Annotated in this window: 18 protein-coding genes and 1 pseudogene; 10 read left to right on the top strand and 9 right to left on the bottom strand. The window is 72.8% G+C overall.

Annotation, left to right across the window (positions count from 1 at the left end; translation table 11 throughout):
- Positions 1 to 51 precede the first annotated feature (51 nt).
- Complete coding sequence (locus ACFVYX_RS08385; protein WP_389680546.1) at positions 52 to 288, bottom strand: hypothetical protein; 237 nt, start codon at positions 286 to 288, stop codon at positions 52 to 54.
- Positions 289 to 394: 106 nt separating this feature from the next.
- Between ACFVYX_RS08385 and ACFVYX_RS08380 the strand changes: the two genes are divergently transcribed.
- Positions 395 to 1477: a DUF5937 family protein gene (locus ACFVYX_RS08380; RefSeq protein WP_389680610.1), complete on the top strand. Its 1083-nt coding sequence runs from the start codon at positions 395 to 397 to the stop codon at positions 1475 to 1477.
- Positions 1478 to 1616: 139 nt separating this feature from the next.
- Here the strand turns inward: ACFVYX_RS08380 and ACFVYX_RS08375 are convergent, their stop codons facing one another.
- Positions 1617 to 2288: a response regulator gene (locus ACFVYX_RS08375; protein WP_389680545.1), complete on the bottom strand. Its 672-nt coding sequence runs from the start codon at positions 2286 to 2288 to the stop codon at positions 1617 to 1619.
- Between the two features lie 38 nt (positions 2289 to 2326).
- Complete coding sequence (locus ACFVYX_RS08370; protein ID WP_389680544.1) at positions 2327 to 3529, bottom strand: sensor histidine kinase; 1203 nt, start codon at positions 3527 to 3529, stop codon at positions 2327 to 2329.
- A 108-nt stretch (positions 3530 to 3637) separates the two neighbouring features.
- Between ACFVYX_RS08370 and ACFVYX_RS08365 the strand changes: the two genes are divergently transcribed.
- On the top strand, positions 3638 to 4624 hold the full coding sequence (locus tag ACFVYX_RS08365; RefSeq protein WP_389680543.1) for an SAM-dependent methyltransferase: 987 nt from the start codon (positions 3638 to 3640) through the stop codon (positions 4622 to 4624).
- Between the two features lie 484 nt (positions 4625 to 5108).
- Positions 5109 to 6251 carry an NADH-quinone oxidoreductase subunit D gene (locus tag ACFVYX_RS08360; RefSeq protein WP_389680542.1) on the top strand — a complete coding sequence of 381 codons (1143 nt, stop codon included), beginning with the start codon at positions 5109 to 5111 and terminating at the stop codon, positions 6249 to 6251.
- 22 nt (positions 6252 to 6273) lie between these two features.
- Here the strand turns inward: ACFVYX_RS08360 and ACFVYX_RS08355 are convergent, their stop codons facing one another.
- The 5 genes from ACFVYX_RS08355 to ACFVYX_RS08335 form a co-directional block, all read right to left on the bottom strand.
- Positions 6274 to 6762: a GNAT family N-acetyltransferase gene (locus ACFVYX_RS08355; RefSeq protein WP_389680541.1), complete on the bottom strand. Its 489-nt coding sequence runs from the start codon at positions 6760 to 6762 to the stop codon at positions 6274 to 6276.
- A complete protein-coding gene (locus tag ACFVYX_RS08350; RefSeq protein WP_389680540.1) occupies positions 6759 to 7889 on the bottom strand; it encodes a hypothetical protein in 1131 nt (376 codons plus the stop codon). Before ACFVYX_RS08350 ends, ACFVYX_RS08355 begins: the two co-directional genes overlap by 4 nt.
- A gap of 130 nt (positions 7890 to 8019) precedes the next feature.
- Positions 8020 to 8994 carry an ABC transporter substrate-binding protein gene (locus ACFVYX_RS08345; RefSeq protein WP_389680539.1) on the bottom strand — a complete coding sequence of 325 codons (975 nt, stop codon included), beginning with the start codon at positions 8992 to 8994 and terminating at the stop codon, positions 8020 to 8022.
- A gap of 4 nt (positions 8995 to 8998) precedes the next feature.
- On the bottom strand, positions 8999 to 9700 hold the full coding sequence (locus tag ACFVYX_RS08340) for an ABC transporter permease (protein ID WP_389680538.1): 702 nt from the start codon (positions 9698 to 9700) through the stop codon (positions 8999 to 9001).
- Positions 9693 to 10379 carry an ABC transporter permease gene (locus tag ACFVYX_RS08335; protein ID WP_389680537.1) on the bottom strand — a complete coding sequence of 229 codons (687 nt, stop codon included), beginning with the start codon at positions 10377 to 10379 and terminating at the stop codon, positions 9693 to 9695. Before ACFVYX_RS08335 ends, ACFVYX_RS08340 begins: the two co-directional genes overlap by 8 nt.
- Before the next feature lie 142 nt (positions 10380 to 10521).
- On the opposite strand from ACFVYX_RS08335, the gene ACFVYX_RS08330 reads away from it, so the two are divergent.
- Positions 10522 to 11508, top strand: a complete 987-nt coding sequence (locus ACFVYX_RS08330; protein ID WP_389680536.1) for an ABC transporter ATP-binding protein — start codon at positions 10522 to 10524, stop codon at positions 11506 to 11508.
- Positions 11509 to 11512: 4 nt separating this feature from the next.
- Here ACFVYX_RS08330 and ACFVYX_RS08325 read toward each other — a convergent pair.
- A pseudogene (locus ACFVYX_RS08325) lies at positions 11513 to 12626 on the bottom strand (alpha/beta hydrolase).
- Positions 12627 to 12791: 165 nt separating this feature from the next.
- On the opposite strand from ACFVYX_RS08325, the gene ACFVYX_RS08320 reads away from it, so the two are divergent.
- The 6 genes from ACFVYX_RS08320 (at position 12792) to ACFVYX_RS08295 (ending at position 17676) form a co-directional block, all read left to right on the top strand.
- On the top strand, positions 12792 to 14633 hold the full coding sequence (locus ACFVYX_RS08320; protein WP_389680535.1) for a phosphatidylglycerol lysyltransferase domain-containing protein: 1842 nt from the start codon (positions 12792 to 12794) through the stop codon (positions 14631 to 14633).
- A 28-nt stretch (positions 14634 to 14661) separates the two neighbouring features.
- Positions 14662 to 15522: a dihydropteroate synthase gene (folP, locus tag ACFVYX_RS08315; protein WP_389680534.1), complete on the top strand. Its 861-nt coding sequence runs from the start codon at positions 14662 to 14664 to the stop codon at positions 15520 to 15522.
- Positions 15519 to 16055 carry a nuclear transport factor 2 family protein gene (locus ACFVYX_RS08310; RefSeq protein ID WP_389680533.1) on the top strand — a complete coding sequence of 179 codons (537 nt, stop codon included), beginning with the start codon at positions 15519 to 15521 and terminating at the stop codon, positions 16053 to 16055. Before folP ends, ACFVYX_RS08310 begins: the two co-directional genes overlap by 4 nt.
- Before the next feature lie 121 nt (positions 16056 to 16176).
- On the top strand, positions 16177 to 16536 hold the full coding sequence (gene folB / locus ACFVYX_RS08305) for a dihydroneopterin aldolase (protein WP_056569486.1): 360 nt from the start codon (positions 16177 to 16179) through the stop codon (positions 16534 to 16536).
- Entirely contained in the window at positions 16533 to 17132 is a 600-nt protein-coding gene (folK, locus tag ACFVYX_RS08300; protein WP_389680532.1) for a 2-amino-4-hydroxy-6-hydroxymethyldihydropteridine diphosphokinase, read from the top strand. The genes folB and folK overlap by 4 nt, the downstream gene beginning before the upstream one ends.
- 61 nt (positions 17133 to 17193) lie before the next feature.
- Entirely contained in the window at positions 17194 to 17676 is a 483-nt protein-coding gene (locus ACFVYX_RS08295; RefSeq protein ID WP_389680531.1) for a DUF3180 domain-containing protein, read from the top strand.
- Positions 17677 to 17689 lie beyond the last annotated feature (13 nt).

Here is a 17689-nt window from a genome sequence, read left to right as displayed (position 1 = left end):
GGCGCCCCGCGGCTCACGCAGAGACGTCCAGGGCTTCCGGCGCCGCGCGGCTCACTCAGAGGCGCGAGGGTGGCGGCGCCACCGGCGCAGGGCGGCGCGGATGCCCTCTCGCGCACGACGGGCCCGTGCGCTCCGCGCGGGCCTGCCCGCCACCACCCGCTCGAAGCGGCGGCGGTCGCGGGCGGCCCGCAGCAGAGCGACGTCGTGGGTGCCGGGCTGCGGAGGCGGGGGCTCCCCGAGGCAGGCGGCACGGTAGCTGTCGAAGAGGTACTGGTGCAGCGCGTTCATGCCCTCACCGTGCGCCGCGCCGGCGCGGTCGGGCCCGTCGTTTGACGACCCCCGTCAAACGGCACGACAGCGCCCCCGCCCCACCCCGCACCATGGACCGGTGAGCGTGACGATCGACATCACCGGACTGCCGCACGAGCGGATCACCTTCTGCCCCTCGCCCCTGGCGGAACTGGGCGCCGCCCTGCACGCCCTGGCCGAGCCCGCGCACCACCCCCGGCTGCACGCCTGGACGACCACGACGGCGGCGGCGCTGAAGCCGGAGCTCGCGGACCGGCTCCACGAGGCCGACTTCATGTGGAACTCCACCCGCTCGGACATCCTGCTGCCGCCGCGGCCCCGGGAGACCCTCGCGGAGGAGCTGGACGACCTCGACCGCATGGACGACGAGAAGTACGTGGGCTCCGCCCTGGAGATCTCCTGCAACAACAAGTACACGCACGGCGCCCCCTCTCCGCTCGTCGACGAGCGGATGCGGCGCCGCGTCCTCGACCTGGCCGCGGCGCGGGGGCCCCGGCAGACCGCGTTCGCGGAGCGGATGCTGGCCGACCCTCCCGGCACGCGCGCGTGGATCCGGCGGCTCCTGGAGGACTGCGACGAGGCCTTCTTCGCGGACACCTGGCGCCGCGTCCACGTCCAGCTCGCCGCCGACGCCCGCCACAAGACCGAGCTGATGCGTCGCAGGGGCCTTGCCGAGGCCGTCGCCGACGCCTCCGCCGCCATGACCCTGGAGGAGGACGCGCAGGGTTCCCGGATCGTCGTCGACAAGCTGGTTCAGGGCCGTACCAGGGCCCAGGGCTCCGCGGTGACCTTCCTGCCGACGGCCTTCGGCTGGCCGCACCTCTTCGCTCTCCACACGCCCGGCTGGCAGCCCGTCATCCAGTACCCGGTCCCGGCCCGCGACCTCGGCGGCGGGGCGTCCGTCGCGGAGGTCAGGCTGCGTCTGGAGGCCGTCGCCCACCCGATGCGGATGCGGCTCTGCCGCAGTCTGGCCCGCGGTTCGAGCACGACGAGCGAGCTGGCCGACGCGTACAACATCACCGCCCCCGAGGTCTCGCGGCATCTCGCGGTCCTGAAGAAGGCCGGCCTGATCACCACCCAGCGCCGCGGCCGGTACGTCCTGCACCAGCTCGACGTGGCCGTCGTCGCCCGCCTCGGCAGCGACTTCCTGGAGTCGGTCCTGCGCTGAGCCGCCTCAGCGGGACGGCAGGCGTGCCCTCTTCAGGGCCTGCCGCCCGCGCGAACCGTCCAGGACCTGCCGCCCTCGCGAACGGCTCAGGACCTGCCGCGCGAACCCGCTCAGGGCCTGCCGCCCTCGGGCGAACCGCTCAGGACCTGCCGCCCGCGCGGACCAGACCCGTCTCGTACGCGAGGACGACGACCTGGACCCGGTCGCGGAGGCCCAGCTTGGTGAGGATGCGGCCCACATGGGTCTTCACCGTCGCCTCCGAGAGGACGAGCCGGGCGGCGATCTCGCCGTTCGACAGGCCCTGGGCGACCAGCATCATCACCTCGCGCTCGCGCTCCGTCAGGCGTCCCAGCTCCTTGTGCTCGGGCTCCTTGCCGGACGACGGCAGCATCGGCGAGAAGCGGTCGAGCAGCCGCCGGGTGGTCGAGGGGGCGACCACCGCGTCCCCGCTGTGCACCGAGCGGATCGCGCCGAGCAGCTCGGCCGGCGGCACGTCCTTCAGCATGAAGCCGCTGGCGCCCGCCTTGAGCCCGGAGAACGCGTACTCGTCCAGGTCGAACGTGGTCAGGATCAGCACCTTCGGGGCGTCAGGCTCCGAGCAGATCCGCCGGGTCGTCTCCACCCCGTCGAGCTTGGGCATGCGCACGTCCATGAGGACGACGTCGACCGCCGTCGACCGCAGCACCTCGAGCGCCTCGACCCCGTCGCCCGCCTCCGCCACGACCTCCATGTCCGGCTGGGCGGCGAGCACCATGCGGAAACCGGTGCGCAGCAGCACCTGATCGTCGACAAGCATCACGCGGATGGACATCAGATTCCTTCGGGGGTCGTCGGTGAGCGGGCCGGTCATCAGTGGGCGGGCTTGAGGGGGAGCAGGGCGCTGATCCGGAAGCCTCCGCCGGGACGCGGGCCCGCGTCCAGCGTGCCGCCGACCATGCCGACCCGCTCCCGCATGCCGATCAGACCGTGGCCCCGGCCGTCGGCTCCCCCGTCCTCGTACATCTCCTGCGGCGCGCCCCGGCCGTCGTCCTCGACGAGCAGTCCGAGGCCGTCGTCGAAGTAGACCAGCCGGACGGCGGCGCCGACGTCGGGACCGCCGTGCTTGCGCGTGTTGGTGAGGGCTTCCTGCACGATGCGGTACGCGGTGAGCTCGACGCCGCTGGGCAGCGGCCGCGGGCTTCCCTCGATGGCGAAGTCCACGGTGAGACCGGCGCTCCGCACCTGCTCGACGAGGTCCCCGATCTGCTGCACATCGGGCTGGGGCACGTACTCCCCTGCCTCCTGGTGCTCGCCGGTGCGCAGGATGCCGAGGAGCCTGCGCATCTCGGCGAGCGCCTGCCGGCCCGTGGTGGAGATGGTGTCCAGGGCCTGCTTCGCGGTCTCCGGAGAGGAGTCCATGACGTAGGCGGCGCCGTCGGCCTGCACCACCATCACCGACACGTTGTGCGCCACGACGTCGTGCAGCTCGCGGGCGATCCGGGCCCGCTCGGCGGCGACCGCGACCTTGGCCTGCGCCTCGCGCTCCTGCTCCAGGCGGGAGGCGCGCTCCTCCAGCTGCGCGAAGTACGCGCGGCGGGTGCGGAGCGAGTCCCCGAGGACCCAGGCGAGCGCGAACGGCACGGTCATGATGACCGTGAAGAAGACCTTGGCGGCGGTGGACCCGGACTCCTCCATGGGCCATCTCAGCTGCGAGAGCGGGGAGGCGCAGAGTCCGCCGATGAGCGCGAGTCGGGACGCCCAGCGGGGTCCGTCGTGCGCCGCGACGGTGAAGATGATCACGAGCATGGCGAAGTCGGCAAGGAACGGCATCAGGCCCAGGCCGAGCTGCGCGAGCCCGAGGCCGACCGCGAGGAGCAGCATCTTCTCCGGTGCTCTCCGCCGCAGGGCCACGACCAGGGAGAAGAGCGCGGCCACGAGACCGTACGCGACGGGGTGGTCCACCGCCGGGTAGGTCGTCCCCACCCACAGCAGGGAGAACCCGAGGAGGACGACCGCCCAGAAGGTGTCGACGCCCGTCGGGTGTCTGCGGATGAAGTCGTAGAGGCGCTGCACGTCACCCAGAGTAGGGAAGAGCGGGAGGTGCGCGGATCAACCGTGGGGTCGATCCTCGGCGCGGGGCCCGTACTCCCCGAGGTGGAGACGGGGAGGAGACTGAGCCCCGTGACGGATGAGACGTGTCAGTGGCAGGGATGGCGAGAGGCCACGGAACGGGCACTGTACGGCCCCGGCGGCTTCTATCTGCGCCCCGAGGGCCCCGCGGGCCACTTCCGCACCTCGGTGCACGCCTCCCCGCTCTTCGCGGCGGCCGTGGCCCGGCTCCTCGGCGAGGTGGCGGAGGAACTGGGAACGGCCGAGGTCGACCTCGTGGACGTGGGCGCGGGACGCGGCGAGCTGCTGACGTCGGTGCTCACGGCCGTCGGGTCCTCGCTCTCGGTACGGGCGTACGCGGTCGAGCGCGCCACCCGCCCGGCCGGGCTCGACCCACGGGTGGAGTGGACGGACCGGGTGCCGCGGGGCGTGCGGGGGCTGCTCTTCGCGAACGAGTGGCTCGACAACGTGCCGGTGGACGTCGCCGAGGCGGACGCCGAGGGCACCGCCCGGTACGTGGAGGTCCGCGGGGACGGCGCCGAGCGGCTCGGCGCCCCCGTCACCGGCGCGGACGCCGACTGGCTCGCCCGCTGGTGGCCCCTGCGGGAGCCGGGCGCGCGGGCCGAGATCGGACGGCCGCGCGACGAGGCCTGGGCGGCGGCGGTCGGCTGCCTGGCGGCGGGCCGCGCGGTGGCCGTGGACTACGCGCACGTACGGGACTCCCGGCCGCCGTTCGGGTCCCTGACCGGCTTCCGCGCAGGCCGCGAGGTCCCCCCGGTCCCGGACGGCAGCTGCGACGTGACGTCCCATGTGGCACTGGACGCGTGCGGGGTCGCTCCGCGGGGGCTGCCGGCCGCCGAGCTGGTCACGCAGCGGGAGGCGCTCCGGCGGCTCGGGGTGTCCGGGGAGCGGCCGCCGCTCGCGCTGGCCTCGACCGATCCCGCCGGCTACGTCCGTGCGCTCGCCTCGGCCGGCGAGGCGGGCGAGCTGACCGCGCGGGGTGGTCTGGGCGACTTCCTGTGGCTCACGCAACGGGTACCGACCCCGGCCGTCGACTGACCCGTGGTGGGCGTTCACCCCTGCCGTCCGCCCACCCTCGTTGTGGGCGTTCACCCTCCTGGCCGGCCCCCTCACCCACCCCCGTTGTCGGCATCTGTTGTGCCGGGTCGGCACCCTCGCCCGCCTCGTTGTGGGCATCTGTTCCGCTGGGGCGGAACGGGTGGGCACAACGGAACGGCGCCCCTTGCCGGGCCCAGGCTTCCGGGCCTGAACCCGCACCCTTTGTGCGCCGCACAAGTCAGTGGCGGGTCCAGGCACAAGGGGCGGAGGCGCCGCCGAGGGCGCCGTCCCGTGTGCCCACCCGTCCCGCCCCGGCGGGACGATTGCCCACACGGGGGGGGTGGGCGAGGGCGCCGGCCCAGCAGGACGACTGGCCGCACGACCGTGGGCGGAGGACCCGGGCGGATGGGGCGCCGCCCCAGCGGGGCCCCACGAGGGGGGTGGGCGAAGGCACCGTCCCGTGGGCGCGGGAGATACTGGCCGCATGACGGAGACGACGGTCGGCATCGGCGGCGCGGCGGAGAGCACCGACATGGTGCTGAACATCGGGCCGCAGCACCCCTCGACCCATGGCGTGCTCCGGCTCCGGCTCGTGCTCGACGGCGAGGTCGTCCGGCAGGCCGAGCCGGTCATCGGCTACATGCACCGCGGTGCGGAGAAGCTCTTCGAGGCGCGGGACTACCGGCAGATCATCATGCTGGCCAACCGTCACGACTGGCTCTCCGCCTTCTCCAACGAGCTCGGCGTGGTCATGGCCGTCGAGCGGATGCTGGGCATGGAGGTCCCGGAGCGCGCGGTGTGGACCCGTACGCTCCTCGCCGAGCTGAACCGGGTCCTCAACCACCTGATGTTCCTCGGCTCGTACCCCCTCGAACTGGGCGGGATCACCCCGGTCTTCCACGCCTTCCGGGAGCGCGAGGAGCTCCAGGCGGTGATGGAGGAGGTCTCCGGCGGCCGGATGCACTACATGTTCAACCGGGTCGGCGGCCTCAAGGAGGACCTGCCCGCCGGCTGGCTGGGGCGGGCACGGCAGGCCGTCGCGGACGTGCGGTCGCGGATGGACGTGTACGACCGGCTGGTCCTCGGCAACGAGATCTTCCGGGGCCGGACGCGGGGGGTCGGTGTGCTGACCCCGGAGGCGGTCCACGCGTACGGGGTGTCGGGGCCCATCGCGCGCGCCTCGGGCGTCGACTTCGACCTGCGCCGCGACGAGCCGTACCTGGCGTACGGGGAGCTCCAGGACACCCTGCGGGTCGCGGTGCGCGAGGAGGGCGACTGCCTGGCCCGGTTCGAGTGCCTGCTCGAGCAGACGCACAACTCCCTGGACCTGGCGGACGCCTGTCTGGACCGGATGGCGGAGCTGCCGCCGGGGCCGATCAACCAGCGGCTGCCGAAGGTACTCAAGGCGCCGGAGGGCCACACGTACGCGTGGACCGAGAACCCGCTCGGCGTCAACGGCTACTACCTGGTGTCGAAGGGCGAGAAGACCCCGTACCGGCTGAAGCTGCGCTCGGCCTCGTTCAACAACATCCAGGCGCTCGTGGAACTGCTGCCGGGGACGCTCGTCGCCGACATGGTGGCGATCCTGGGTTCGCTGTTCTTCGTCGTCGGCGACATCGACAAGTAGCCGGCCCGGGGGGCGGCGGGGGTCATCTCCCCCAGCGCATCACCACGTAGTCCCGTTCCCCCGCGACGGGTCGCCGTCGGTCGACGACGCTCCAGCCCCAGCGCGCGTACCGGCCCGTCAGTTCCGGTACGTCGAGGGTCATGAGCAGCGCCGGGCCGGGGGTACCGACCACGAGCAGCGCGTCGTGGAGGCGCTCGCCGATGCCGCGGCCCTGGTGGGCCGGGGCGACGACGAGTTCGGCGAGCTCGAAGGCCGGAGCGCCGCCGGACAGGACCGTGTCGTTCCATCCGGCCGCGAAGCCGAGAAGGGCGTCGTCCGGGGCGAGCGCGATCACCGCGGTGAACCCGTCCTTCCGCGCGGCCGCGTCGAGCAGCCTGTCCACGGTCCGTACGGCGCTGAGCGGCGGCTCGTGCCAGGGGGCGCCGCAGAACGCCTGGGCGCACAGGGCCAGCAGTTCGTCGCGGCGGCGGATGCCCTCGCCGACCGGGAGGTCGGCGAGGCGGTACGTCACGAGTTCACCGCTCCGCGCAGTTCGGCGACGTCGAGCTGCTCGGTCTCGTCGTGCGCGGTCAGGTCGATGACCTGGCCGATCGCCTGGGACGGGTCCGTGAGGCGGGGAGCGAGCGGGCTCGTGCCGGCCGAGGCGGCGGGCGCGACCGGGGTGAGGAGCGGGGCGCCGAGCGCGGTCCGGGCCGCCAGGGCCTCTTCGAGGACCTCCTCGCCCACGACATCGGCGAGGTCCGTGTTCTGCACGGCCTCGATGGCCTCCGCCGCCTTCTGCGTACCGAAGAAGTCGAAGCCGCCCTCGGGGCGCGGGGCGGGCCTGCGGGCCGCGTACGGGACGATCGCGGCGGCGGTCGGGACGGCCGGCACCCGCGTGGACGCGGGCGGGACCGGCGAGGCCGGCGGCAGGGCGGGGGCAGGGGCGGCCGGGCGGGTGTGCTCGGTTCCGGCGGCCGCCGCGTGCTTCCCCTGCGGCTCCTCCGTCTCACGGGCCCGCTCGGCGAGGTCGCGCGCGCGGGCCGCCTCGGCGGTCCGGCGGGCCTGCTGCGCCGCGGCGTTGCGCGGGAGGTCGCGGAGCGCCTGGGCGGCGCGGCGGAAGGCCTCGGGGGTGGGAGAGGAGCCGCCGGCGGGCAGGGCCTTGGCGGCGGCCGTGCCGGTCCCCGTGGAGCCGGCCGTGCCGGTCGCCTCCAGGGCGAGGACGCGACGGCCCTCCAGGGCGCTGGCCCGCTCGGTCTCGGCGGTGGCGTACCGGCGGAGCAGGTCGGCGTGCTCCCCGCGCAGGGCGGCGAGCTCCACGCGCTTGGCGCGGAGCTTGGCGTCGAGCCGGGCGCGCAGCGCGCGGGACTCCTCCAGGTCGGACTCCAGCTCGGCGGTCCGCTCCTCGGCCTTCCACTGGTCGGCGGTGCGGGCGCGGTCGAGCTCGGCGACCTTCAGACCGGCGCCCCGGTCCCAACTGCGCATGAGGACGGCACCGGTGACGGCGGCGGCCGCCGCCGCGGCGGCGAGCAGCCGCACGACCACCAGTTCGCCGGGCAGCCAGGAGGCCGCGGCGCACACGACCGCGGCGCCGGCGACCGCGGAGGGCGGCAGCAGCTTGTGCAGAGGCGGGGAATGGCGGTGGCGTCCACGTGGCATGGCCTGAAATTTACCGTGCGTAGGCGTCGTGTGGGGCGTCGGCCCGGTAATCTCTTGGCCACTTCTCGCCCTCAGAAGTGGTTATCCACCATTCCGGTTCCGCTTCGGGCCGACTCCCCCCACCCCGGAACTACTTGTCGAGCAGCCCCTTCGCCGTCAGATACTCCTTGGCGACGTCCTCCGGCTTCGCCCGCTCGGCGTCCACCTTGCGGTTGAGTTCGGCGAGATCCGCTGTGGTCAGCACCTTGGTGATCTTGTCGAGGGCGGCGGCTATCTCGGGGGAACCCGCGTCCTTCGCGTTGACCACCGGCAGGACGTTGTCGGCGTTCTGCAGCTTCTTGTCGTCGTCGAGGAAGACAAGTCCGTAACTGTCGATGGTGGCGTCCGTGGTGGTCGTCAGGACCAGCTGGTCCACCCCGTCCTTGACGGCCTGCTTGGCCTGCGGGGTGCCCACCCCCTTGGGGTCGATCCCGGTCACGTCGATCCCGTACGTCTTCTTCAGACCCGGCGCGCAGAAGGGCCGCACCGCGCATTCGTCACCGGCGGCGATCTTCACCTTCAGCTTCGCGCGGCCGAGATCGGAAAGCGTCCTCAGCTTGTTCTTCTCGGCGAATTCCTTCGTCACCGCGAACGCGTTCTGATCGACCGCCTCACCGACCGCGAGCACCTTCAGACCGCGCGGTGCGGCGAGCTTCCGCAGCGCCTCGACGGTGGCCGTCGCGTCACCCGAGGCGACCGGCTTCTCCTCGGGCGCCTTCGGTCCGTTCACCTTCGCGTTGAGAAATTCCGCGATCGTCGCCGCGTATTCCGGGACGACGTCGATCTCGCCCTTCTCGAGCGACGGTTCGTACAGCTCGCGGTTCTTCACCGTGGTGATGGACACGGAGTATCCGGCGTCCCTCAGCGCCTGGGCGTACAGCTCGGCGAGGACCTTGGCCTCGGTGAAGGCCGCCGCGCCGACCACCAGCGAGCCCTTCTCCCCCGAGCCCTTCCCCTGTCCCTGCTCCTTGCCCTGCTCCAGGCTGTCACCGCCGCACGCGGCGAGCGCGACGGTCAGCGCCGCCGTACCCAGTACCGCGCCCGCGATACGCGAGACCCTGTTCATGAGATCACCCATCTCCAGTCAGCGTTCGTTCGTTCGTTCGTTCACGTCGTTCGAAAAGGCGGTCCGCGCCCACGAGGACGCCCTCCACCAGAAGGGCGAGCAGGGCCACGAGCAGGGCGCCCGCGACGACCTGCGCGGTGTCGTACGTGGCGAAGCCGGCCGTGATGATCCGGCCGAGGCCTCCCTGCCCGACCATCGCCGCGACGGTAGCCGTGGCGACCACCTGCACGGCGGCCGAGCGCACGCCCGTCATCACCACCGGCCGGGCGAGCGGGAGTTCGACCCGGCGGAAGAGCTGACCGCCCGTCATTCCCATGCCCCGGGCCGCCCGCACCGCGGCCCGGTCCACCTCCCGCACCCCCACGTACGCGTTGGTGAGGAGCGGCGGTATCGCGAAGAGCACGAGGGCCACGACCGTCGGCACATAGCCGGCGTTCCGCAGGGGCGACACCATGAACAGGGCCAGGACCGCGAAGACGGGGATCGCCCGCCCCACGTTCGACACGTTCACCGCGAGCGCCCCGCCGCGGCCGAGATGACCGAGCCAGAGCCCCAGCGGCAGCGCGAGCGCCGCGGCGATCAGCAGCGCCGCCCCGCTCACGTACACGTGCTCGGCGAGCCGCTGCCCGATGCCCTCATCGCCCGTCCAGTGCGCGCCGGTGGTGAGCCAGCCCCAGGCGTCCGTCACGATGCCCGTCTCACCCACCTCCCGGCGCGGTCCGTATGCGGGTCCAGGGCGTAAGGAGCCGCTGGAGTCCCAGGAGCAACAGGTCGGCGGCGACGGCGAGCAGCACGCACAGCACCGAGGCGGCGAGCATCTGCGCCTTGAAGAAAGTGGGCAGCGCGTCCTCGATGAGGTTGCCGAGGCCACCGCGCCCGACGACCGAACCGATCGTCGTCAGCGCGATCGTGGAGACCGTCGCCATCCGTATCCCGGCCATCAGCACCGGCAGCGCGAGGGGCAGTTCGACCTGCCAGAGCAGCCGCAGCGAGCCGTACCCCATGCCCCGGGCGGCCTCCCGCGTCTCGGCGGGCACCGCGGCGAGGCCCGCCAGCGTGTTCCGCACGAGGATCGTCAGCGCGTACAGCACGAGCCCGGTCACCACGAGCGCCGCCGACAGGCCGAAGAAGGGCAGCAGCAGCGAGAACATGGCGAGCGACGGAACCGTGTAGAGCAGGGTGGTCAGACCGAGGACCGGTCCGGCGAAGCGGGGCCTGGCGCGGACGAGGAGCGCGAGCGGCACGGCGACGGCGAGCGCGATCACCACGGAGACGACCGTGATTCCCACATGCTGGAGGGTGGCGTCCGTCAACTCCCCGGCACGTGTGCGCAGATACTCCCCGCAGATCCAGTCGTTCGTGACCAGACAGTTCGGTGCGCTCATCCGTCCCTCCCCCGGGTCGCCGACTTCCCGAACGCATGTGTGACGACCCTAACCCCCGCCACCGACAATCCCCGAGCCCCGCCACAATGCGGCAACACGCCCTTCACACGCCCCCGGCGTCCAGAGGCCAGAATGGGGAACCATGATCCGGTTCGAGCACGTGACCAAGCGGTACGCGGACGGCACCACGGCCGTCGACGACCTCTCCTTCGAGGTCGCCGAGGGGGAACTCGTCACCCTCGTCGGGCCGTCCGGCTGCGGCAAGACGACCACGATGATGATGGTGAACCGGCTCGTCGAACCGACCTCCGGCCGCGTCCTCGTCGGCGGCGAGGACATCTCCGGCGTCGACCCCGTCGCCCTGCGCCGCAAGATCGGTTACGTCATCCAGCAGGTCGGGCTCTTCCCCCACCGCACGGTCCTCGACAACACCGCGACCGTCCCCGCGCTCCTCGGCTGGAAGAAGGCGGCCGCACGCGCGCGTGCGGCCGAACTCCTCGACCTCGTCGGCCTCGACCCGGCCGTCTACGGCTCCCGCTACCCCGCCCAGCTCTCCGGCGGTCAGCGCCAGCGCGTCGGCGTCGCCCGCGCCCTCGCCGCCGACCCGCCCGTCCTCCTCATGGACGAGCCCTTCGGCGCCGTCGACCCCGTCGTCCGCGAGCGCCTGCAGAACGAGTTCCTCGCCCTCCAGGCCACCGTCCGCAAGACCGTGCTCCTCGTCACCCACGACATCGAGGAGGCCGTGCGCATGGGCGACCGCATGGCGGTCTACGGGCAGGGCCGCATCGAGCAGTTCGACACCCCCGCCACCGTCCTCGGCGCCCCCGCCACCCCGTACGTCGCGGACTTCGTCGGCAGCGACCGCGGCCTCAAGCGGCTCGCCGTCACCCCCGTCACCGAGGCCGACCTCGACATCCGGAAGGGAAGCCTCGAAGGGTGCGTCGGAGGCACCGAGCAATACGAGGAGGGCACCCATGTACCCCTCGGGACCTCCCTCAAGGACGCCCTCGCCATGCTCCTCCAGCACGACTCCGGCCGGCTCACCGTCACCGGCGCCGACGGCCGCCCGCTCGGCGTCCTCACCCCGGCGGGCGTCCACCGCGCCCTGCGCCGGGCCGCGGTGGAGTAGGGCGTCAGGTCGCGCTGAGCTTGCCGCCCATCCAGACCAGTCCCGGCGGGATCTCCCTGTTCCAGGTGTTGAAGTTGTGGCCGCCGCTCTCCAGCGTGATCGACGAGACCCGCGCCGGGCTCTTCACCTTCTTGATGAAGTCCAGCGTGCCCCGCCGATTGCCCTCGCCCCGCTTCGACGTCGTCACCAGGAACGACGAGTCGCCCTGCGGCCGGTGGTCCAGGCTCCACAGCAGGTCGCCCCCCTTCCGCAGCCGGTCGTCGCCGTGGAAGAGGTCCCCCGTCGTCACGTCCTCCGCCGCCCGGTAGTACGCGGAGAACCCGGCCCCCGCCGCGAACCGGTCCGGGTGGTGCAGGGCGATCTTCAGCGCGCAGTACCCACCCGTGGAGTTCCCCATGAACCCCCAGTTCCGGGGCTTCGTCCCCACCCGGTACGTCTCCGAGACCGCCTTCGGCAGGTCCTCCGCGAAGAAGGTCTCCGTCTGCGGCCCCCCGGGCACGTCCACGCACTCGGTGTCCCGCGGGGGCGCCACCGTCGGCCGCAGCATCACCAGGATCATCGGCTGCATCCGCCCCTCCTTCGCCTGGAGGTACGCCGTCTTCGGGTACTTCAACCCTTTGATGAGGTTCTCCGCGGTCCCCGGATACCCCGTGAGCACCCACCGAGGCCGGGAACGTGCGCTTCGCGTACCGCTCCTGGAAGTACTCCGGCGGCAGGTAGACGTACGCCGGCGAGACGATTCCCGACCGCTTCCCCGCCACCACGACCTTCTGTATCTGGCCGGCGACCGTGGGACGTCCGCCGCCGGGCACGTCAAGGCCCTGCCTGCCCACCACCCGCAGATCCTTCGAGCCGGCCGCGTGGTCGACGACCACGCCCATGTCCTGCTCCTGCCCGAACAGATCGGCCCATGAGCCGTAGAAGAGGAACGACCGGTTCGCCGTCAGGCCCACCGCCGCGAACAGCGCCACCTGGGTCGCGAGCAGCAGCCCCACCCGTCCCACGTACGCCCGCCAGCCACGGCGTGCGAGGCGCGGCCACAGCCAGACCGTGGCGAGGAACAGCGCCACGGCCAGCACGACCGCGACCGCGAGGACTTTGTTGCTGGTGAGACCCATGGGGCGACCGAGCCTTCTTTCCGAGAATTTCCTGTGACCGAATGAACCCGACTCCGCGCGACTCCGTCCTAGAAGGCGCACCAGCCGGAACGGCCCGCCGAACGCGCCGCAGGGCCCGACCGGAGTCAAAGACCCCTCGCTGGACCACGGGAAGTACGGGAAGCCATGTCTGTCACGCTAGATGGGGACAAATCAGGAATGGTTCCGGTTCGGGTACGCCGGATTCTCCGCGGCCCCCGGCCCGAGAAGGTCCCCACGATCGTCGGCACGGCCTGCACCCTCATCGGCCTCATCGACATCGCCGCCGGCGTCTTCCCCCGCTTCCGCGCCAGCCGCATGCACGCCATGGCCGAAGTACTCCCCGGCACCCTCGGCCCCCTCTCCGCCGCCCTCTCCCTCAGCGCCGGCGTCCTCCTCCTGCTCCTCGCCCACGGCCTCAAGCGGCACAAGCGCCGCGCCTGGCGCGCCGCCGTCGTCCTCCTGCCGCTCGGCGCAGCCGCCCAGTTCATCTGGCGCCACTCCGTCCTCGGCGCCCTCCTCTCCCTCGTACTCCTCGCCCTCCTCCTCCGCCACCGGGCCGAGTTCGCCGCCCTCCCCGACCCCCGGAGCCGCTGGCGCGCACTCGCCAACTTCGTCGTCATGGGCGGCGGGTCCATCGCCCTCGGCCTCGTCATCGTCAGCGCCCACCCGCGCCGTGTCATCGGCAGCCCGAGCCTCTCGGACCGCCTGGAGCACGTCCTTTACGGACTCTTCGGCGTCGAGGGCCCCGTCGGCTACAGCAACGGCGTGGACTGGACCGTGGGCTACTCCCTCGGCGCCCTCGGCATGCTCACCGCCCTCACCACCATCTACCTCGCCTTCCGCCCCGAACACCCCGCCGCCCGCCTCACCGACGACGACGAGACCCGGCTGCGCGCCCTCCTCGACCAGCACGGCGGCCGGGACTCCCTCGGCCACTTCGCCCTCCGCCGAGACAAGGGCGTCGTCTTCTCGCCCAGCGGCAAGGCCGCCGTCTGCTACCGCGTCGTCTCCGGCGTCATGCTGGCCAGCGGCGACCCCATCGGCGACGTCGAGGCCTGGCCCGGCGCCATCGAACGCTTCATGGACGAGGCCAAGGCCCACTCCTGGACCCCCGCCGTCATGGGCTGCTCCGAGACCGGCGGCCAGGTCTGGACCCGCGAGACCGGCCTCGACGCCCTCGAACTCGGCGACGAGGCGGTCGTCGACGTCGCGGATTTCTCCCTCGCCGGACGGGCCATGCGCAACGTCCGCCAGATGGTCAAGCGCATCGAACGGGGCGGCTACACCACCCGGGTCCGCCGCGTCCGTGACCTCGACGACGCCGAACTCGAACGGGTCCGCCGCGCCGCCGCCGACTGGCGCGGCACCGACACCGAGCGCGGCTTCTCCATGGCCCTCGGCCGCATCGGCGCCCCCGGCGACGGCGACGCCGTCATAGCGACCGCCCACAAGACCGACGAGGACGGCTCCGCCTCCCCCTACGGCGACCTGAAGGCGATCATCCACTTCGTCCCCTGGGGCCCCGACGGCATGTCCCTCGAACTCATGCGCCGCGACCGCTCCGCCGACCCCGGCATGAACGAGCTCCTCATCGTCGCCGCCCTCCAGGCCTCCCCCGGCCTGGGCATCACTCGCGTATCCCTCAACTTCGCCATGTTCCGCTCGGCTCTCGCCCGCGGCGAGAAGATCGGCGCCGGACCCGTCCTGCGCGTCTGGCGCGGACTCCTCGTCTTCCTCTCCCGCTGGTTCCAGATCGAGTCGCTGTACAAGTTCAACGCCAAGTTCCGGCCACGCTGGGAACCCCGCTTCGTCGTCTACCGCACCAGCCGCGACCTGCCCCGCATCGGCTTCGCCGCCATGCAGGCAGAAGGCTTCGTGAACCTCTCCCTGCCCCGGCCCTTCACCCGCAGGCGCCCCGCCCCGGCGCCCCGGCCCTGCGCCCACATCGTCCCCGCACCCGCCGAACGCGAGATCCGCGCGGCCTGATCTCGCCCCCGGGCCCTACGCTGGACACATGAGTACGACGATCGACCGGGGCACCGCCCGGGGCCTGCCCGAGTGGGACCGCTGCGCGGTCATGGGCGTGGTCAACGTGACGCCCGACTCCTTCTCCGACGGCGGCCGCTGGTTCGACACCACGGCCGCCGTCAAGCACGGCCTGGAACTCGTCGCCGAGGGTGCCGACCTCATCGACGTCGGCGGCGAGTCCACCCGGCCCGGCGCCACCCGCGTCGACGAGGAGGAAGAGCTCCGCCGTGTCGTCCCCGTCGTCCGCGGCCTCGCCGCCGAAGGCGTCACCGTCTCCGTCGACACCATGCGCGCCGGCGTCGCCGCCCGCGCCGTCGAAGCGGGCGCCGTCCTGGTCAACGACGTCAGCGGCGGCCTCGCCGACCCCGGAATGGTCCCCGCCGTCGCCGCCGCCGAGGTCCCCTTCGTCGTCATGCACTGGCGCGGATTCAGCCAGAACATGAACAGCCTCGCCGTGTACGACGACGTCGTCACCGAGGTCGTCGGCGAACTCCGCGCCCGCCTCGAAGCCGTGGTCGACGGCGGGATCGACCCCGAGCGCATCGTCGTCGACCCCGGCCTCGGCTTCGCCAAGCTCGCGCCCCACGACCTCGCCCTCGTCGCCCACCTCCCCGAGCTCCGCGCCCTCGGCCGCCCCCTCCTGGTCGCCGCCTCCCGCAAGCGCTTCCTCGGCCATGTCCTCGCCCGCGAGGGCGCCGGCCCGCCGCCCGCCCGCGAACGCGACGCCGCCACCGCCGCCGTCTCTGCCCTCGCCGCCCACGCGGGCGCGTGGGCCGTCCGCGTCCACGAGGTCAGAGCCACCGCCGACGCCGTACGGGTCGCCCGCGCCGTCGAGGGAGCCGCATGAGCCGGGAGGACTGGACGGAGGACGGGGAGAACGGGCACGACGACGAGCCCCGGGGCCCCCGCGGCGCCGACGAGACAGCCGTAGAAGCCGCCAACACCGCCTTCTACGAGGCAATGGAGACCGGCGACTTCGAGGGCGTCGCCGACCTCTGGCTCGACGACGGCGCCACCCCCATCACCTGCGTCCACCCCGGCTGGCCCGTCCTCACCGGCCGCGGCGAGGTGCTCCGCTCGTACGCGCTGATCATGGCGAACACCGAGTACATCCAGTTCTTCCTCACCGACCTGAAGATCTCCCTCGCCGGCCGCACCGCCGTCGTCACCTGCACCGAGAACATCCTCAGCGGCGGCCCCGCCGAGGACGGCGCCGCCCTCGGCCCTCTCGTCGGCCAGCTCGTCGTCGCCACCAATGTGTTCCGCCACACACCGGGCGGCTGGAAGATCTGGTCGCACCACGCCTCCCCCGTCCTCGCGGAGACCGAGGGGACCGAGGACGGCGAGCCCGGCGCGGACGACGTCGAACCGCCCTCCTGACCCGCCCACGCCCCCCACGGGCAAGCGCTGTCGGTGCCCGCAGGTAGATTCGACAGTGGACACCCGGCCGTCCGCACCCGGCTGCGTGGCCACCCGAACTACGACAGCAGGAGTGATTCGCGTGGATCGTGTCGCGCTGCGCGGCCTCAAGGCCCGGGGCCACCACGGCGTCTTCCCCAAGGAGCGCGAGGAGGGCCAGACCTTCATCGTGGACCTGGTCCTCGGCCTGGACACCCGCCCGGCGGCCGCCGACGACGACCTGACGAAGACCGTGCACTACGGGATCGTCGCCGAAGAGGTCGTCGACGTCGTCCAGGGCGAACCCGTCGATCTCATCGAGACCCTCGCCGAGCGCATCGCCCAGCAGTGCCTGAGCCACGCCGGCGTCCAGGAGGTGGAAGTCGTCGTCCACAAGCCGGACGCGCCCATCACCGTGCCCTTCGACGACGTGACCATCACGATCACCCGGAGCCGACGATGAAGCCGACGCAGAGCGACCCCACCGTGCAGCCCGTACCGGCCTCGGTCGTCGAGGCCGTCGACGCCGCCGACGTCACGCTCTCCAACCCGCGCTGGGCCGTCCTCGCTCTCGGCGCCAACCTCGGCAACCGCCTGGAGACCCTCCAGGGCGCCGTCGACGCCCTCGCGGACACCCCGGGCCTCCGGGTGAAGGCCGTCTCCCCCGTGTACGAGACGGAGCCCTGGGGCGTCGAGCCCGGCACCCAGCCCTCGTACTTCAACGCGGTCGCCCTCGTGAAGACGACGCTGCCGCCGTCCTCCCTCCTGGAGCGGGCCCACGCCGTCGAAGAGGCCTTCCACCGCGTCCGTGAGGAGCGCTGGGGCGCCCGCACCATCGACGTCGACATCGTCGCGTACGCGGACGTCGTCTCCGAGGACCCTGTCCTCACCCTCCCGCACCCCCGTGCCCACCAGCGCGCCTTCGTGCTCGCCCCCTGGCACGACGTCGCCCCGGACGCCCGGCTCTCCGGCCACGGCCCCGTGGCCGCGCTTCTCGCCGCGCTCGGCAGTGAAGGCGTCACCCGCCGCGCCGACCTGGAACTCCGTCTCCCCGAGTAGTCGTTACGCTTCGTGGCAGACCGCCCACGACCACGACCGACGACCACGCGAAGGACACCCGGTGAAACAACTGCGGCTGAAGGTGCTCGCCGGACTGTTCCTCGTCGCCGGCATCCTCTCCTGGGGCGGCGCCAGGCTCTGGGACTCGGTCGGCACCCTTCCCAGCGTGCCGATCGCGGCGCCCATCGTCCTCGCCGTGATCGCGGTCGTCCTCACGGCGACGGCCCTCTCGATCCGCTCCCGCCTCAGGGCACAGCGCGACCGCCGCCCGGGCGCCAAGGGCGTCGAACCCCTGATGGCGGCCCGCGCGGTGGTCTTCGGCCAGGCGAGCGCCCTGGTCGCCGCCCTCGTCGCCGGCATGTACGGCGGCACGGGCGTCTTCCTCCTCGGCTCCCTCGACGTCCCGGCCCGCCGCGACCAGGCGCTCTACGCGGCCCTCGCGGTCGCGGCGGGCATCGCCGTCATCGCGGCCGCCCTCTTCCTCGAGCGCGTCTGCAAGCTCCCGGAGGACGACGACGAAGGCCCGGGCAAGGCCCGGGCCTGAGTGAGTTCTCCCG

Origin of the sequence: Streptomyces sp. NPDC058326, from assembly GCF_042879855.1 — a bacterium.
GTDB lineage: Bacteria > Actinomycetota > Actinomycetes > Streptomycetales > Streptomycetaceae > Streptomyces.
The sequence above is the reverse complement of the archived record's forward strand: the minus strand, read 5'-3'. Positions and strand labels throughout refer to the sequence as shown.

Excerpts from the sequence above, each read along its gene's own strand:
- ACFVYX_RS08320 (WP_389680535.1), top strand. The coding sequence starts at position 12,792 with ATGTCTGTCACGCTAGATGGGGACAAATCAGGAATGGTTCCGGTTCGG.
- ACFVYX_RS08375 (WP_389680545.1), bottom strand. The coding sequence starts at position 2,288 with ATGTCCATCCGCGTGATGCTTGTCGACGATCAGGTGCTGCTGCGCACC.
- ACFVYX_RS08330 (WP_389680536.1), top strand. The coding sequence starts at position 10,522 with ATGATCCGGTTCGAGCACGTGACCAAGCGGTACGCGGACGGCACCACG.
- ACFVYX_RS08335 (WP_389680537.1), bottom strand. The coding sequence starts at position 10,379 with ATGAGCGCACCGAACTGTCTGGTCACGAACGACTGGATCTGCGGGGAG.
- ACFVYX_RS08310 (WP_389680533.1), top strand. The coding sequence starts at position 15,519 with ATGAGCCGGGAGGACTGGACGGAGGACGGGGAGAACGGGCACGACGAC.
- folP (WP_389680534.1), top strand. The coding sequence starts at position 14,662 with ATGAGTACGACGATCGACCGGGGCACCGCCCGGGGCCTGCCCGAGTGG.
- ACFVYX_RS08350 (WP_389680540.1), bottom strand. The coding sequence starts at position 7,889 with ATGCCACGTGGACGCCACCGCCATTCCCCGCCTCTGCACAAGCTGCTG.
- ACFVYX_RS08385 (WP_389680546.1), bottom strand. The coding sequence starts at position 288 with ATGAACGCGCTGCACCAGTACCTCTTCGACAGCTACCGTGCCGCCTGC.
- folK (WP_389680532.1), top strand. The coding sequence starts at position 16,533 with ATGAAGCCGACGCAGAGCGACCCCACCGTGCAGCCCGTACCGGCCTCG.
- ACFVYX_RS08360 (WP_389680542.1), top strand. The coding sequence starts at position 5,109 with ATGACGGAGACGACGGTCGGCATCGGCGGCGCGGCGGAGAGCACCGAC.
- ACFVYX_RS08345 (WP_389680539.1), bottom strand. The coding sequence starts at position 8,994 with ATGAACAGGGTCTCGCGTATCGCGGGCGCGGTACTGGGTACGGCGGCG.